Here is a 15,194-nt window from a genome sequence, read left to right as displayed (position 1 = left end):
GCCGCTCACCAGCCGAAGGTGCGGTCGACGGCGTCGAGCACCCGGTCGAGGTCGGGCAGGTACTCCTCCTCCACCCGGGCGGCCGGGTAGGGGGTGTCGAAGCCGGTGACCCGCAGCACGGGGGACTCCAGGGAGTAGAAGCACTCCTCGGTGATCCGGGCGGCGATCTCCGACCCGAGGCCCAGGTTGCCCGGGGCCTCGTGGACGACGACGCAGCGGCCGGTGCGCTTCACCGACTCGTACGCGGCGGTCAGGTCCAGCGGGGAGAGCGTGCGCAGGTCGATGACCTCCAGCTCCCGGCCGTCCTCGGCGGCGGCGGTGGCCGCGTCCAGGGCGGTGCGCACCATCGGGCCGTACGCCAGCACGGTGGCGTCGGTGCCCGGCCGGGCGACCCGGGCGGCGTGCAGCGGGTACGCCCCGGTCAGCGGGGCATCCAGCTCGACCGGACCCTTCTCCCAGTAGCGCCGCTTCGGCTCCAGGAAGACGATCGGGTCGTCGGAGGCGATCGCCTGCTGGATCATCGAGTAGCCGTCCTGCGGGTTCGCGCAGGTGACGACCTTCAGGCCGGCGGTGTGCGCGAAGTACGCCTCGGGCGACTCCGAGTGGTGCTCGACCGCGCCGATGCCACCGCCGTAGGGGATCCGGATGACCATCGGGATCCGTACCTTGCCCTGCGAGCGGTAGTGCATCTTCGCCACCTGCGACACGATCTGGTCGTACGCCGGGTAGACGAAGCCGTCGAACTGGATCTCGCAGACCGGCCGGAAGCCGCGGATGGCCAGGCCGACCGCGGTGCCGATGATGCCGGACTCGGCGAGCGGGGTGTCGATGACCCGCTGGTCGCCGAAGTCCTTCTGGAGGCCGTCGGTGATGCGGAACACGCCGCCGAGCTTGCCGACGTCCTCGCCCATGATGACGACCTTCGGGTCGTTCTCCAGGGCCTTGCGCAGGCCGGCGGTGAGGGCCTTGCCGAGGGTGAGCGTCTCCGTGGCCATCAGTGGGCGCTCCCCTCGAACGACTCCAGGTACTTGCTGAACTGGGCCCGCTGCTCGTCGAGCTCGGGGGAACCGTTGGGGTAGACGTGGTCGAACATGGTCACCGGTTCCGGGTCGGGCATGGCGAGCACCCGCTCGCGCAGGTGCACCGACTCGGCGCGGGCCTGCTCGTCGACCTCGGCGAAGAACGACTCGTCGACGATCTGCTGCTTCGTGAGGAACGCCTTCATCCGGGCGATCGGGTCCTTTGCCTGCCAGGCCTCGACCTCGCTGGCGATCCGGTAGCGGGTCGGGTCGTCGGAGGTGGTGTGGGCACCCATCCGGTAGGTGTACGCCTCGATGAGGCTCGGGCCCTGGCCGTGCCGCGCGTTGTCCAGCGCGTGCCGGGTCACCGCGTACGACGCGAGCACGTCGTTGCCGTCCACCCGGACGCCGGGGAAGCCGAAACCGCCGGCCCGCTGGTAGAGCGGGACGCGGGTCTGCCGCTCCAGCGGCTCGGAGATGGCGTACTGGTTGTTCTGGCAGAAGAACACCAGCGGGGCGTTGAAGACGCTGGCCCAGACGAACGCCTCGTTGACGTCGCCCTGGCTGGTGGCGCCGTCACCGAAGTAGGCGATCACCGCCTCGCCCTCGTCGCTGCCGGTCTTCCCGTCCATGGCGACACCCATGGCGTAGCCGGTCGCGTGCAGGGTCTGCGCCCCGATGACGATCGTGTACATGTTGAACTTGAACTCGTTCGGGTCCCAGCCGCCCTGGTCGACGCCGCGGAACAGGCCGAGCGGCATGATCGGGTCGATGCCCCGGCAGTAGAGGACGCCGTGCTCCCGGTAGGTCGGGAAGGCCATGTCCTGCGTACGCAGCGCCCGGCCGGAGCCGACCTGCGCCGCCTCCTGGCCCAGCAGGCTGGCCCAGAGGCCCAGCTCGCCCTGGCGCTGGAGCGCCGTGGCCTCGGCGTCGAGCTTCCGGACCAGCACGAGGTCGCGGTAGAGCCCGCGGTACTCCTCGTCGGTGAAGTCGACGCGGTACTCGGTCCCGTCCGGGCCGAGCGCGCTCTCGATCCGCTCGCCCTCGGGCGTGAGCAGCTGCACGAGCTCAGGTTCGCCCGTGGCGGCGGCGCGCTTGGTACGGGGTGCGGCCCGCTTGCTGCGGGTGGCGGCCCCGGCATCGCCCTTTGCCATCCGTCTCTCCCTGTCTGGTCTGCGCCGGCGCCGGGGGGTGACCCGTGCCGCGCACATCGTGCGCCCGACCCGGCTGGTGCCGAACCGGTCCCTGGCGGCCGCGCCTAGCCCCGGTGAGGGTTGCCGCGCGGCGTGAGCCGGGTCCGTTTGAGGAGCCCGACCCGGGAGCGCCGGCGCCGTACCGCACCAGCCGCGGGGTGCGCGGAGGTGGCGGCTGCGTTGCCGTCGTGCCTGAATGATTGCAGAGGAGGTGAGCGGGCCCACAGTACGGCCTCCTCCACCGGCGACGTTCCGTCGTGTTCGCACGCATAGACACATTTGTCTGGTGAGTCGCTGTCGAGGGACGGACAATTTGTGTGTCGACACGCTGTGGTGGCTGGTGAACTGAGCGTCACTGGTCCAAGCTGGCGGTGGTCCCCGCGAGGCATTTGTCCGTTTAGCCTGCGCCGGGATCCCGCCCTGTCGACACGTACGAGGAGTGTGCCGGTGTCCGAGCCGCCAGAGGGTCCTCCGGGAGTTCCGTTCCTCGGCCGGCACCGGGCGGTGCCGCAGTCCCGCTACCGGCGGGTGGTCGGCGCGCACCGGGCGCAGGGCCTGGGCGGCCCGAGCCGGGGTTACCTGTTCACCGTGGCGCTGCTGGCCGGCACCGCCTCCATGCCGATCCTCGCCGCGATCAGCGCGGGGTCGGCCACCGTGGGCAACAGCGCCCTCCCGGACAGCAGCACCCCGTTCATCCCGACCCCCTCGGTCGGCCCGGTGGTGATCCCGCTGCCCGAGGGGACCCAGTCCCCGCTGCTGCCCACCCCGTCGCCGGTCGCCGGAGCCACCACCGTGCCGCCCGCGACGCCGGTGCTCCCGGCCGCCCCGGCCCTGCCCGACGACAGGGACCTCGGCTCCCGCCACCGGTCCCGCCCGGCCGCTCCCGCGCCGGTGCCGACGCCTCGCCCCATCCCCACCACGCCGGCCGGCCCGCCGCGCCCGTCGCCGGTGCCCTCGCCGTCGCACCCGGAGCCGAGCCCCAGCCCGACCGCCGAACCGACCCCGACCTCCGAGCCGTCGCCGACCTCCGAGCCCACCACGACCTCGGAGCCGTCGCCGACCGACGACCCGGACTCGACGACCGCGCCGCCCGACGGCACGCCGTCCCCGACCGGCACGCCGCCGGAGGAGTCGCCCACGCCGACGCTCAGCCCGCGCGACGACCCGCGCCCGAGCGCCACGGCGTCGGGCACCACGGCCCCGACCGCGTCGGGAGCCTGATCCGGCCAGCGGCCGTTCCCGACGGCCCGGCGGGTCAGGCCGGGTCGTCGGTGAGGCGGTGGCGGTTCGCCTCGATCCAGGCGTCCAGCGCCGCCGGATCGTCCGGGTCGACGCCGTCCGCCATGAGCTGGGCGACGGCGGCCGTGGCGGGGCTGCGGCGCTCGCCCGTGCTGTAGAGCCGGGCGAACTCGGGAACCATCTCCTCGATCGCCTCGTCCGTGCGGGCGGCCGCCGCCGGGGCCAGCCCTCGCTGGCGGGCCGCGTACGCCGCCCAGCCGCGCAGCACCCGGGGCAGCATGGCGGCGTCGTCCATGTCGAGCACGGCCCGCCGGTGCACCCAGTCGAGCAGGAACAGCTCGGCGACCGTCGGGCTCCACCGCATCGGGTCGGCGTCCGGGAAGCTCGCCGCGTGGTCCAGCAGCAGCCCCAGGCAGAAGTGCAGCGAGGCCAGCTCCCCGTCGGCCACCCGGTCCAGGCCGAACCGGACCGCCTCCGGCGAGCCGAGGAAGGCCCGCACCAGCCGGGTCCGTGCCTCGTCGGTGAGCGCCGGGACATCGGCCGTCGCCGCGGGCGCCGGGCCGGGCAGCGCGGCCAGCCGCGCACCCACCAGCGCCCGGTCGGTGGCCAGCGAGCCCTGCGCCGGCAGCTCGCCGAGGTCGTCGGTGATCGCCAGGTGGCGGCTCACCTCGACGCGCATCCGGGCCGGGTCCTCGGTGCGGAACCAGGTGAACTCGTCCTGGGTGCAGATCTCGCGGGCCTGCTCGACGATCCGGGCGGCCGGGCCGCCCACGAACACGTCCTTGGTGATCCCGATGTTGTGGTCGACCAGGGCCACCAGGGCGTGCTCCGGGCCACCCTCGTCGTCGTCGTAGGCGAAGGTGGCCAGGTAGGAGGTCTGGTCGCCGTACACGTCGCCGTACGACCAGGCGCCCGTGAGGTGCACCCGGCCCAGCTGGCCGGCCCACGCCGGCGCGTACGCGCCGGGTCGGACCCGGCCGGCGCCCTCGGCGTCGGGCACCAGGGTGGCGAAGACGGCGCGGATGGTGGTCGCGGCGGCGCTGCGGCGGCGCGACGTGGCGGTCAGGAAGCCGGCCACGAACTCGCGGACGGCCTTGTCCCGGTCGGTCTCGGCAACGGCGTAGACGCTGCCGAGCAGCGCGGCGCCGAGCATCTCCGCGTCCAGGGCGGAGTCGAGCCTCGTCACGTCGCGAGCGGCGTGCAGCACCGCCTCGTAGGGGGTCTGTGGCGTGGCCATGCACCGACCCTACGCCGCCCGGCCCGCCCGGACACCGGTCAGCACGCCGGGCATTCCGCGCCGGGGCTCAGCCCCGGGCCGCCTCCCGCAGCGCCTCGCGCGCCTCGCCGTAGCGGGCCAGCACCGCCCAGACCGGGTTCAGCACGTGCTTCTCGCCGACGCTGCCCACCGACGTGAGCAGCCGCTGCTCGGCCCGGCGCCGGGCGCGCCGCGCCGCCCACCGGATCACCGGCCGGGTCAGCGCCGCCACCAGCAGCCCGGCCAGCAGGCCGCCGAGCAGCAGCACGGTGGGCCAGGGCACCTCGCCGAGTTCCGGGTAGTCGAGGGCGGGCAGGCCGAGGATGCGCAGCGCGTAGCCCAGCAGCAGCCAGGCCAGGCCGGCCAGCGCGGCGAGGGTGACCAGCCACTGGAGCGCGCCGACCACCCGCCACCAGGTCGGCCGGTGGTCCATGCCCAGGTCGGTGGCGGCCACCGCGTGGTCCAGCGCGTCCGGCAGGTCGGCCAGCCGGGACCGGGCCGCGGCGGTCACCGCGGCCGGCCAGGGTGCCGGCAGGTCGGCGGCGGAGCGGTCGGCCACCGCGCGGATCGCCAGGTTGAGCGCCGAGCGCTGCGCGGCGGTCGGATCGGGTACGGAGGTGGCCGCGACCAGGCTCTCCGCCGGCGCGTCGGCGCCCCCGCCGGGCAGGTGCAGCCGGCGCAGCGGGTCCGGCCGCAGCTTCCGCCAGCCCCGGACCAGCGGCCAGCCGGTGCTGCCGACGGCCCGGTGCCGGTACGCCCCCTCCACCGCCTCGGCCACCGTCGGCACCCCGGCCGCTCCGGCCAGCGCCGTGGTGAGCTCCCGTGCCGAGGCGTCACCCGGCCCGGCGCGCGGCGGCTCCGGCCCGACCAGCGGGTCGAGCCCGGCCACCACGGCGTCCACGTCGCCGGCCAGCCGGCGCAGCGCGGCCTGCCGCTCGGCGACCGTGCGCTCCAGTTCGGCGCGGAGCCCGTCCAGCCCGGCCGGGTCCACCGCCACCGTGGGCAGCAGCGGCACTCCCTCCAGCCCGTCGGCGTCGAGCAGCCGGCGCAGGTCGCCGAGGACCCGGGGCAGCTCGGCCGGGGGCAGCCGGTCGGCCTGGTTGAGCACTACCACGGTCACGTCGCGGTGCCGGTGGAACTCGCGCAGGTAGCTGGTGTGGATCACTCGGTCGGCGTACTTCTGCGGGTCGACCACCCAGACCACCAGGTCGACCAGGCCGAGCAGCCGGTCCACCTCCAGCCGGTGGGTCCGCTGCACCGAGTCGAAGTCGGGCAGGTCCAGCAGGACCAGCCCGTGCAGGCCGGACTCGTCGTCGCCGTCCAGCGGGCTCTCCCGGACGAACCGGTGCCGCGGCAGCACCCCGATCCAGTCGAGGAGCCGGGACGCGCCGTCGAGCTGCCCCCAGACGCAGGCGTGCGCCACCCCGGTGGTCGGCCGGCGGACGCCGACCGGGGAGAGGTCCAGCCGGGCCAGGGCGTTGAACAGGCTCGACTTGCCGCTGCCGGTCGCACCGGCCAGCGCGACCACGGTGTGGTGGCCGGAGAGGGCCAGCCGGGTGCCGGCCCGCTCGACCACGGTGTGCGCGGCGACCAGTTCGGCGTCGGGCACCTGGCCGTCGACCGCGCCGAGGAAGCGCTGGAGGGCCTGGAGCCGCGCGATCAGGACGTCGGGGTCGACCCGCTGCCCGCCCCGGAACGCCTCCCGCATCCGGCCGACGATGTTGCTCACGCGCGCCCACCCTCGTCGGCGGCGGGCAGCACCGCGCCCGCGGTGCCGGAGAGGCCGGCGCGGTGCCGGGCCTTCTCCACCTCGCCGGCCGACCGGCGCAGCGCGGCGCCGGTGTCGGCGGCCGGGCGCGCCTCGGCGGTGCGGGCGAGGAACCGCTCGGCCTCTTCCGCCAGCAGCGCGCCGATCCGGTCCAGCAGGTCCACCCGCGCCTTGCTGGCGAGGTTGCGGACCGCCTGGTCGCCGAAGATCGCCTGGAGCACCGCCTGGGCGGCGACCGTGGTGCCCGCGCCGGTGGCGACCTCCAGCCCGGTCGGGATGAAGGCGGTGGCCGCGAAGACCGCGATCATGACGGCCAGGCCGGTGGCGTTGACCGCGTACGCGGCGGTGCGGGCCACGAAGCGGCGGTCGCCGCCCTCGGCCCGGACCAGTTCGAGCACGCCGCGCTGCCAGTCGCGGACCAGGCGCTCGGCGCGCTCGGGAAGATCGGCCGACGGGTGCGCCAGCTCGGGTTCGAGCAGCGCCGCCCCGGCCGGGTGCGCCTTCCACCCGGTGTACGCGTTCTCCGCCGCCTCGGCGGACACCCCGCGCAGCAGCGTGACCAGTTGCGACTCGATGGCGTTCCGCAGCTCGGCGGCCGGGGCCGGACGGCCGGTGACCGCGGCCACCACCCGGTCGCGCAGCCGGCCGATCCGCGCCTCCAGGCTGCGGAAGAACTCGCCGGTGCCGACGAACTCCTGCCAGCGGGCCAGCACCTCGCCGCGCAGCAGCCGGCCGTCCTTGAGCCCCTGGTCGACCGTCCGCTCCGCCCCCCGGTACGCCGCCCGGACCCGCTCGTCCAGCGCGTCGGCGGCGGTTACCTGCTCGTCGGCGGCGTCGGCCAGCGCGTCGACGGTGGGGTGCAGCGCGGCCAGCGCGCCGTCGAGGGTCTGCCGGACCACCGCCGAGCGGGCCTCGGCGTCGGCGGCGAGCCGCGCGAACCAGGCGGCCAGCGGGGCGGTGACCCGGTCGGGGAGCAGGCCCTGCCCGTCCACCCAGGTCTCCGGCAGGACGAACAGCGGCGCGGCGCCCAGATCCTGCGCGGCGAGCATCTCGGACAGGTGGGCGGCGATCTCGTCGGCCGCCTCCGGGGGCACCCGGTCGAGGACCATGGCGACGGCCGTGCCCCGGGCCCGGGCGCTGCGCAGCAGCTCCCACGGGACGGCGTCGGCGTAGCGGGCGGCCGTCGTGACGAAGAGCCAGAGGTCGGCGGCGGCCAGCAGCTGACCGGCGAGCGCCCGGTTGGCGTCGACCACCGAGTCGATGTCGGGCGCGTCGAGGAAGGCCAGCCCGGCCGGGAGCGCGGGGGCGGTGACCAGCTGGAGCGTGCCCGGGTTCTCGCTGGGCTCCGTAGTGCGGGTCAGGCCGGGCAGCAGCTCGCCCTGGCGGAACCAGGCCGCGTCGGCCGGGTTGCAGACCAGCACCGGCGAGCGGGTGGTCGGGCGGAGCACCCCGGCGGCGCTGACCCGCGCCTGGACCAGGCTGTTGACCAGCGTCGACTTGCCGGCGCCGGTCGAGCCGCCGACCACCACGAGCAGCGGGGCGTCGAGACGGGCGAGCCGGGGCAGCAGGTAGTCGTCGAGCTGGTCGGTGAGGCCGGCGGCGGTGCGGCGGGCGGGCTCGGCCGAGGGCAGGGCGAGGGGGAACCGGGCCGCCCCGATCGCGGCCCGCAGGCCGGTGAGTGCGGCGGGCAGACCTTCCGCGGCATCGGCGGGCAGGTCCCCACCGGTGTCGTCGGGGCCGGTGCGGGCGGCGACGGCGGGCGCGCCGGCATGGGTGGCGGGATCGCCGTGCGTCGTCACCGCTAAAGCGTGCCCGACCGACGCAAGGTAAGACAACCGGACGGTAATAACGGTCAGGTTGCGTCGGGTCGGCTCAACCTGGACTTGCGGATCGCCCCGGGCGTGGCACTATTGAGTCAAGTTCACTCAACTTGTGGTGCGGTCGCTGCGGGCGACCCGCCGGGCAGGCCCGTTGACCTGCTCACCGTTACGAAGCGAGGAAGCGAACATGGCACGTGCGGTCGGCATCGACCTCGGCACGACGAACTCCTGCGTCAGCGTTCTCGAGGGCGGTGAGCCCACCGTCATCGCCAACGCGGAGGGCTCGCGGACGACCCCCTCGATCGTCGCGTTCGCCCGCAACGGCGAGGTGCTCGTCGGTGAGGTCGCGAAGCGCCAGGCGGTGACCAACCCGGACCGGACCATCCGCTCGGTCAAGCGGGAGATCGGCACCAACTGGACCGTCGACATCGACGGCAAGAAGTACACCCCGCAGGAGATCTCGGCCCGCACGCTGATGAAGCTCAAGCGGGACGCCGAGGCGTACCTGGGTGAGCAGATCACCGACGCGGTCATCACCGTGCCGGCCTACTTCAACGACGGCCAGCGCCAGGCCACCAAGGAGGCCGGTGAGATCGCCGGCTTCAACGTGCTGCGGATCGTGAACGAGCCGACCGCGGCGGCCCTGGCGTACGGCCTCGACAAGGGCTCCAAGGAGCAGACCGTCCTGGTCTTCGACCTCGGTGGCGGCACCTTCGACGTCTCGCTGCTGGAGCTGGCCGAGGGCGTCATCGAGGTCAAGTCCACCAGCGGTGACAACCACCTCGGTGGTGACGACTGGGACCAGCGCATCATCGACCACCTGGTGAAGACCTTCCGCGGCGAGCACGGCATCGACCTGTCCCAGGACAAGATGGCCATGCAGCGGCTCAAGGAGGCGGCCGAGAAGGCCAAGATCGAGCTGTCCGCCGCCACCACCACCAACATCAACCTGCCGTACATCACCGCCGGCTCGGCGGGCCCGCTGCACCTCGACGTGACCCTGAGCCGCGCCGAGTTCCAGCGGATGACGCAGGACCTGCTGGACCGCTGCAAGGGCCCGTTCGAGCAGGCCGTCAAGGACGCCGGCATCAAGGTGTCGGACGTCGAGCACGTCATCCTGGTCGGCGGCTCGACCCGGATGCCGGCCGTGACCGACCTGGTCAAGCAGCTCACCGGCAAGGAGCCCAACAAGGGCGTCAACCCGGACGAGGTCGTCGCCGTCGGCGCCGCCCTGCAGGCCGGTGTGCTCAAGGGTGAGGTCAAGGACGTCCTGCTGCTCGACGTGACCCCGCTGAGCCTGGGCATCGAGACCAAGGGCGGCATCTTCACCAAGCTGATCGAGCGCAACACCACCATCCCGACCAAGCGCTCCGAGGTCTTCACCACGGCCGACGACAACCAGCCGTCGGTGCTGATCCAGGTGTTCCAGGGCGAGCGCGAGATCGCGGCCTACAACAAGAAGCTCGGCACCTTCGAGCTGACCGGCCTCCCGCCGGCGCCGCGCGGCGTGCCGCAGATCGAGGTCACCTTCGACATCGACGCCAACGGCATCGTCAACGTGCACGCCAAGGACCTGGGCACCGGCAAGGAGCAGAAGATGACGATCACCGGCGGCTCCTCGCTGCCGAAGGACGACATCGAGCGGATGCGCCGGGACGCCGAGGAGCACGCCGACGAGGACAAGCGCCGGCGCGACGAGGCCGAGACCCGCAACCTGGCCGAGGCGCTCCAGTGGCAGACCGAGAAGTTCCTCGCCGAGAGCGGCGACAAGCTGCCCGCGGAGAACCGCGACCAGCTCAACGAGGCGCTCGGCGAGCTGCGCAGCGCGCTCGGCGGCCAGGACATCGACAAGATCAAGGCCGCGCACGAGAAGCTGGCGCAGGTCTCCCAGCAGGCCGGCTCGCTGCTCTACTCGCAGCAGCAGGGCGAGCAGGGTGCCCCGGGCGAGGCCGGGCCGGGCGCGGGCGCGGGTGCGACCGGTGGCGCCCAGGCCGGCGGCCCCGACGACGTGGTCGACGCGGAGATCGTGGACGAGGACAAGAAGTGACCTTCGGTCCCGGACACGTTTCCCACCGCGAGAGGGATGAGGTAGCCGCATGACGGAGAAGCCACGAGCCGCCGACCCGGGGTCCACCGGGTCGGCGCCGGGTGGCTCCGCGACCGCCGGCCAGGGCGCTGGCGAGGAGCCGCGCGTCGTCATCCGCGACAAGCGCAAGATCGGCAAGGCCACCGAGCAGGCGGTGTCCGACACGTCGGCCGCCGACGCCGCGCCCGACGCGCCCGCCGAGGGGCTGGTCGAGGAGGCCGAGGTCGTGGTCGACGAGATCGAGGGCGAGGCCGACGCCCCGGTCTCCGGTCCGCCGGTGGTCGACGCGCCGGCCCAGCCGAGCGAGGAGTCGACCGCCGAGAAGGCGCCGCTGGGCGGCGAGGTGGAGTCGCTCCGGGCCGAGCTGGACGAGCGGACCCGCGACGTCCAGCGGGTGTCGGCCGAGTACGCCAACTACCGCAAGCGGGTCGACCGGGACCGCAGCCTGGTCCAGGAGCAGGCGACCGGCACGGTGCTGACCGCGCTGCTGCCGATCCTCGACGACCTGGACCGGGCTCGCGAGCACGGCGACCTGGTGGGCCCGTTCGGCAGCGTGGCCGAGCAGCTCACCACCGCGCTGACCAAGTTCGGCCTGACCGCCTTCGGCGAGCAGGGCGACCCGTTCGACCCGACGCGGCACGAGGCGGTGGCGCACCAGACCTCCGCCGACGTGACCGAGCCGACCTGCGTGCAGGTCATGCGCCGGGGTTACCAGCTCGGCGAACGGCTCCTGCGGCCCGCCCTGGTCGCGGTCGCCGAGCCCGAGTAGTGCCGACCCGTGACGTCCCGCCCGCCCACGCCGGGCGGGCGGGACGACCGGGGTACGTCCCGTGGAAGGGGGTGGACCGGTGAGTTCCAAGGACTGGATCGAGAAGGACTACTACGCCGCGCTGGGCGTGGAGAAGTCCGCCTCCTCGGACGAGATCAAGAAGTCGTACCGGAAGCTGGCTCGGGAGTCGCACCCGGACCACAACCCCGGTGACCCGAAGGCCGAGGAGCGGTTCAAGGCCGTCTCCGAGGCGTACGCCGTGCTGGGCGACGAGAAGAAGCGCCGCGAGTACGACGAGATGCGGTCGCTCTTCGGCTCGGGCGCCTTCCGGCGCAACGCCCGTGGCGCGGGCCAGCCCGGCGGCATGCCGTTCGACGTGTCCGACCTGTTCGGCGGGGCGGGCGGCAGCGAGGCGCGGTTCGGCGGCGGCGGGCTGGGCGACCTGTTCAGCTCGATCTTCACGGGCGGGGGCGCCGGCGGCGCGGCCCGCCCGCGGGGCCCGGCCCGGGGCCGGGACGTCGAGACCGAGGTGGCGCTGGACTTCCCCGACGCGGTTCGCGGTGTCACCCTCCCGTTGACGCTGCGCGCCCCCGGGGTGTGCGAGACCTGCCACGGCAACGGGGCGAAGCCGGGCACCCAGCCGGTGGCCTGCCCGGTCTGCCACGGCGCCGGGGTGACCACCCGCAACCAGGGGTCGTTCAGCTTCTCCGAGCCCTGCCGCAACTGCCAGGGCGTGGGCACCGTCGTCGAGGAGAAGTGTCCGGAGTGCCACGGCACCGGCGGGGTCACCAAGACCCGCACGCTCAACGTGCGCTTCCCGGCCGGAGTGGCCGACGGCCAGCGCATCCGGCTGGCCGGCCGGGGCGAGCCCGGCGAGCGGGGCGGCCCGGCGGGTGACCTGTTCGTGCACGTCAAGGTCCGCCCGGACGAGCTGTTCGGGCGCACCGGGGACGACCTGACCCTGACCGTGCCGATCACGTTCGCGGAGGCGGTGCTCGGCACCGACCTGCGGGTGCCGACCCTGGACGGGACGGTGACGCTGCGGGTGCCGCCGGGTACGCCCAGCGGGCGGGTGCTGCGCGCCCGGGGCAAGGGCGTCGTACGCCGGGACGGCCGCTCTGGTGACCTGCTGGTCACCCTCGACGTGGTGGTCCCCGCGACGCTGTCGGACGAGGCGCGGGCGGCGCTGGAGACGTTCGCCGCGCAGACCCCGCCGGCGGCGCGGGAACATCTCGACGCGCGGGTGCGTCGATTCAGTTGACCGGGTGACGAGGCAGCGGAGGTGAGCGGGGATGTCACAGGAGTTCGTCGGCTCGGGTGACCCTGCCTACGAGGCCAAGGTTCTGATGATCTCGGTGGCGGCCCGGATGGCGGGGATGCACCCGCAGACGCTGCGCCAGTACGACCGGCTGGGCCTCGTGCAGGCCGGCCGGGCGGCCGGCGGCGGTCGCCGGTACAGCGTCCGGGATGTGGTGCTGCTCCGCGAGGTGCAGCGGCTCAGCCAGGACGACGGGATCAACCTGGCCGGGGTGAAGCGGATCATCAACCTGGAACGGTTGCTGGAGGAGGCCCAGGCGCGGGTGGCCCGGCTGGAGGCGGAGCTGGACGCCGCGTACCGCCGGATCGCCGAGCTGGAGTCGCTGGGCGGGTTCTCCCGCGGTGACCTCGTCCCCACCAACCGGACCTCCACCGCGCTCGTCGTCTGGCGCCCCCGCCGCACCCCCGACCGCTGACCCCACGAACCACAGGCCGGCGCGCGCCCACCCCGGGCCGCGCCGGCTTTTTCCGTGCGCCGGCGGGGGCGGCGGTTGGGGCGAAAGCGGAGTGCCGCAGGGACGGATTGGCTAGCCTGTGAATGCGGCCAACCGACTCAATTCGGACTCCGAACTGGCAGGGGGAGCCATGGCGGAATCGGCGAAGAAGGTGGCGGAACGGGCGGAGGAACGGCTGGAGCAGGTGGCCCAGAACGTCCGGGAGCAATTCGACCGGGTCACCGAGGGGCGCTTCACCGACAAGGTCAAGGAAGGGCGCTTCGCCGACCAGGTGGACCACGGCGTCGACCGCGCCAGGGACGACGAGCGGCGCAGGAAGCAGGGCGGATCGACCGGCTGAGCGATCCGTGACGTGCGGGCCGGGACCCACGGGGGGTCCCGGCCCGTTCGCGCCAGAGGACCGTGCGGGCCGGGACGCGGTGACGCTGGCAGGGGGTCCCGGCCCGTTCGCCGCGGCAAAACCTAGAGCCGGCGGTTCTCCCGCACGAGGCCACCCTCGCACCAGTCGCGGTAGACGAAGAGGTCCGGCCGGGCGAGCAGCACGCGGCTGTTGTGCGCCCAGTTGCGCATCAGCTCGTCGCCGGCCCGCTCGGCCTGCTCCACGAGCTTGCGGAAGCGGCGCTTCGGGTGGGCCCGGAAGTTCGTCCGGATGCCGTCGGCGGCGTAGATGTAGAGGCAGTGCAGGGCGAACCGGCGGGCCGGACAGGCCGGATCCATGGCCAGGTCGAAGAGGGTCTGCACCAGGTGGTCCCCGGCGACCAGCAGGTCCCAGTCCGGGGGCATGGAGGTCAGCGGGACCGAGTCCGGCTGGTAGGCCCACGACCTCAGCTCGGCGGGCGAGGGGTCGACGGGGTTGGCGAAGCCGTGGAACGTCTCTTCCTGCACGCTCACCGGCCGACCTTCCGCTTGCGCTGGCGGGGGCACCGGCCACCCGCGGACCCTGGCTGCTGGGGCGACACGTTAACGCGGTTTCGCCGGGTGGCGGTAGACCTTCCCGGAATCAATTCGGCAACCGTTGGCCGGGCCGGGTCGGCCGTACGGCCGACCCGGCCCGGCCGAGGTCAGTCGGCCACTCCCACCGGCACCGGTTGCCGGGCGGCCATGCGCCGGCGCAGCCAGCGCTTGAACCAGGGCAGGTCGGGCAGGCGGGCCAGCATCGGCCCGGTTACCACGGTGATCAGCACGTACGCGGTGGCGAGCGCCGCCAGCCGGGGCTCGACCGGGTGCGCGGCGGCGACGGCCAGGCCGGCGATGACGATGGAGAACTCGCCGCGCGGGGTGAGCGCGAAGCCCGCCCGCCACCGGCCGGGCTCGGCGATCCCGGCCCGGCGGGCGGCCAGCCAACCGGTGGCCAGCTTCGTCCCCATGGTGACCACGGCCAGCAGGAACGCCGGCAGCAGCACCGGCGGCATGTCCAGCGGATCGGTCACCAGGCCGAAGAAGACGAAGAACACCGCGGCGAAGAGGTCCCGCAGCGGCGACAGCAGCTCGGTGGCGTGGTGCGCCACCGGCCCGGAGAGGGCGATGCCGACCAGGAACGCGCCGACCGCGGCGGAGACCTGGAGTTTGGCCGCGGCCCCGGCGACCAGCAGGGTCAGGCCGAGCACCCCGAGCAGGAGCGCCTCGGGGTCCTTCGCGGAGAGCGCGGCGGAGATCAGGTGGCCGTACCGGATCGCGACGGCCAGCACGACGACCACGGTGAGCACCGCGACGGCGAGCGCGATGCCGCCCTTGACCAGGCCGACCCCGGCGAGCAGCGCGGTGACCAGCGGCAGGTAGAGGGCCATGGCCAGGTCCTCGATCACCAGGACGGAGAGGATCACCGGGGTCTCCCGGTTACCGACCCGGCCGAGGTCGCCGAGCACCTTCGCGATCACGCCGGACGAGGAGACCCAGGTGACGCCGCCGAGCACCACGGCGGCCACCCAGCCCCAGCCGAGCAGCAGGGCGAAGGCGAAGCCGGGCAGCGCGTTGAGCACCGCGTCGATCAGGCCGGCCGGCGCGGCCGAGCGGAGGTTGCCCACCAGCTCGTTGGCGCTGTATTCCAGGCCGAGCATGACGAGCAGCAGGATGACGCCGATCTCCGCGCCGACGGCGAAGAACTCCTCGCTGGCGTTGAGCGGCAGCAGGCCGCCGTGACCGAAGGCGAGTCCGGCGAGCAGGTACAGCGGGATGGGTGAGACACCGAAGCGGCGGCTGAGCCGGCCGAGCAGGCCGAGCAGGAGCAGCAGCGCGCCGACTTCGACGAGCAGCGTGGTGGTTTCGTGCATCCG

General features: G+C 74.0%; 13 protein-coding genes. 6 read left to right on the top strand and 7 right to left on the bottom strand.

The genetic code is table 11. The annotated features are described in order from the left end of the window. Positions 1-5 precede the first annotated feature (5 nt). A complete protein-coding gene (locus ABZS80_RS04495) occupies positions 6-995 on the bottom strand; it encodes an alpha-ketoacid dehydrogenase subunit beta (protein ID WP_355054418.1) in 990 nt (329 codons plus the stop codon). Further along, a complete protein-coding gene (gene pdhA / locus ABZS80_RS04490; protein WP_355054417.1) occupies positions 995-2,173 on the bottom strand; it encodes a pyruvate dehydrogenase (acetyl-transferring) E1 component subunit alpha in 1,179 nt (392 codons plus the stop codon). The genes ABZS80_RS04495 and pdhA overlap by 1 nt, the downstream gene beginning before the upstream one ends. 486 nt (positions 2,174-2,659) lie before the next feature. Here pdhA and ABZS80_RS04485 point away from each other — a divergent pair, with 486 nt between their 5' ends. Beyond that, positions 2,660-3,433, top strand: coding sequence for a hypothetical protein (locus ABZS80_RS04485; RefSeq protein WP_355054416.1), 774 nt, complete (start codon positions 2,660-2,662; stop codon positions 3,431-3,433). A 34-nt stretch (positions 3,434-3,467) separates the two neighbouring features. Here ABZS80_RS04485 and ABZS80_RS04480 read toward each other — a convergent pair whose 3' ends face one another. The 3 genes from ABZS80_RS04480 to ABZS80_RS04470 all read right to left on the bottom strand — a co-directional run bounded on the left by ABZS80_RS04480 (position 3,468) and on the right by ABZS80_RS04470 (position 8,273). Beyond that, complete coding sequence (locus ABZS80_RS04480) at positions 3,468-4,688, bottom strand: hypothetical protein (RefSeq protein ID WP_355054415.1); 1,221 nt, start codon at positions 4,686-4,688, stop codon at positions 3,468-3,470. Positions 4,689-4,755: 67 nt separating this feature from the next. Beyond that, on the bottom strand, positions 4,756-6,414 hold the full coding sequence (locus ABZS80_RS04475; protein WP_355054668.1) for a GTPase: 1,659 nt from the start codon (positions 6,412-6,414) through the stop codon (positions 4,756-4,758). A 17-nt stretch (positions 6,415-6,431) separates the two neighbouring features. Next, positions 6,432-8,273, bottom strand: coding sequence for a GTPase domain-containing protein (locus ABZS80_RS04470; RefSeq protein WP_355054414.1), 1,842 nt, complete (start codon positions 8,271-8,273; stop codon positions 6,432-6,434). A 208-nt stretch (positions 8,274-8,481) separates the two neighbouring features. Here ABZS80_RS04470 and dnaK point away from each other — a divergent pair, with 208 nt between their 5' ends. From dnaK to ABZS80_RS04445, 5 genes are all read left to right on the top strand, one after another. Further along, entirely contained in the window at positions 8,482-10,341 is a 1,860-nt protein-coding gene (dnaK, locus tag ABZS80_RS04465) for a molecular chaperone DnaK (protein WP_355054413.1), read from the top strand. 49 nt (positions 10,342-10,390) lie between these two features. Next, on the top strand, positions 10,391-11,149 hold the full coding sequence (gene grpE / locus ABZS80_RS04460) for a nucleotide exchange factor GrpE (protein WP_355054412.1): 759 nt from the start codon (positions 10,391-10,393) through the stop codon (positions 11,147-11,149). 79 nt (positions 11,150-11,228) lie between these two features. Next, the gene (gene dnaJ, locus ABZS80_RS04455) at positions 11,229-12,410 is read left to right on the top strand and encodes a molecular chaperone DnaJ (protein WP_355054411.1); all 1,182 of its coding nucleotides are present in this window, start codon (positions 11,229-11,231) and stop codon (positions 12,408-12,410) included. Between the two features lie 31 nt (positions 12,411-12,441). After that, positions 12,442-12,882 (top strand): MerR family transcriptional regulator, encoded by a 441-nt coding sequence (locus ABZS80_RS04450; RefSeq protein WP_355054410.1) that lies wholly within the window; start codon positions 12,442-12,444, stop codon positions 12,880-12,882. Positions 12,883-13,051: 169 nt separating this feature from the next. Then, complete coding sequence (locus ABZS80_RS04445; RefSeq protein WP_355054409.1) at positions 13,052-13,261, top strand: hypothetical protein; 210 nt, start codon at positions 13,052-13,054, stop codon at positions 13,259-13,261. Positions 13,262-13,383: 122 nt separating this feature from the next. Here the strand turns inward: ABZS80_RS04445 and ABZS80_RS04440 are convergent, their stop codons facing one another. Together ABZS80_RS04440 and ABZS80_RS04435 are read right to left on the bottom strand one after the other, a co-directional pair. After that, positions 13,384-13,812, bottom strand: a complete 429-nt coding sequence (locus tag ABZS80_RS04440) for a hypothetical protein (RefSeq protein ID WP_151465805.1) — start codon at positions 13,810-13,812, stop codon at positions 13,384-13,386. 170 nt (positions 13,813-13,982) lie between these two features. After that, entirely contained in the window at positions 13,983-15,191 is a 1,209-nt protein-coding gene (locus ABZS80_RS04435) for a cation:proton antiporter (protein ID WP_355054408.1), read from the bottom strand. Positions 15,192-15,194: the final 3 nt, after the last annotated feature.

Origin of the sequence: Micromonospora sp. NPDC005305, from assembly GCF_040607315.1 — a bacterium.
Lineage (GTDB): Bacteria > Actinomycetota > Actinomycetes > Mycobacteriales > Micromonosporaceae > Micromonospora.
The sequence above is the reverse complement of the archived record's forward strand: the minus strand, read 5'-3'. Positions and strand labels throughout refer to the sequence as shown.

What these genes read in the sequence shown, in the direction of transcription:
- dnaK (WP_355054413.1), top strand. Translation starts at nt 8,482, where the DNA reads ATGGCACGTGCGGTCGGCATCGACCTCGGCACGACGAACTCCTGCGTC.
- ABZS80_RS04495 (WP_355054418.1), bottom strand. Translation starts at nt 995, where the DNA reads ATGGCCACGGAGACGCTCACCCTCGGCAAGGCCCTCACCGCCGGCCTG.
- ABZS80_RS04435 (WP_355054408.1), bottom strand. Translation starts at nt 15,191, where the DNA reads ATGCACGAAACCACCACGCTGCTCGTCGAAGTCGGCGCGCTGCTGCTC.
- pdhA (WP_355054417.1), bottom strand. Translation starts at nt 2,173, where the DNA reads ATGGCAAAGGGCGATGCCGGGGCCGCCACCCGCAGCAAGCGGGCCGCA.
- grpE (WP_355054412.1), top strand. Translation starts at nt 10,391, where the DNA reads ATGACGGAGAAGCCACGAGCCGCCGACCCGGGGTCCACCGGGTCGGCG.
- ABZS80_RS04445 (WP_355054409.1), top strand. Translation starts at nt 13,052, where the DNA reads ATGGCGGAATCGGCGAAGAAGGTGGCGGAACGGGCGGAGGAACGGCTG.
- ABZS80_RS04475 (WP_355054668.1), bottom strand. Translation starts at nt 6,414, where the DNA reads ATGCGGGAGGCGTTCCGGGGCGGGCAGCGGGTCGACCCCGACGTCCTG.
- ABZS80_RS04480 (WP_355054415.1), bottom strand. Translation starts at nt 4,688, where the DNA reads ATGGCCACGCCACAGACCCCCTACGAGGCGGTGCTGCACGCCGCTCGC.
- ABZS80_RS04450 (WP_355054410.1), top strand. Translation starts at nt 12,442, where the DNA reads ATGTCACAGGAGTTCGTCGGCTCGGGTGACCCTGCCTACGAGGCCAAG.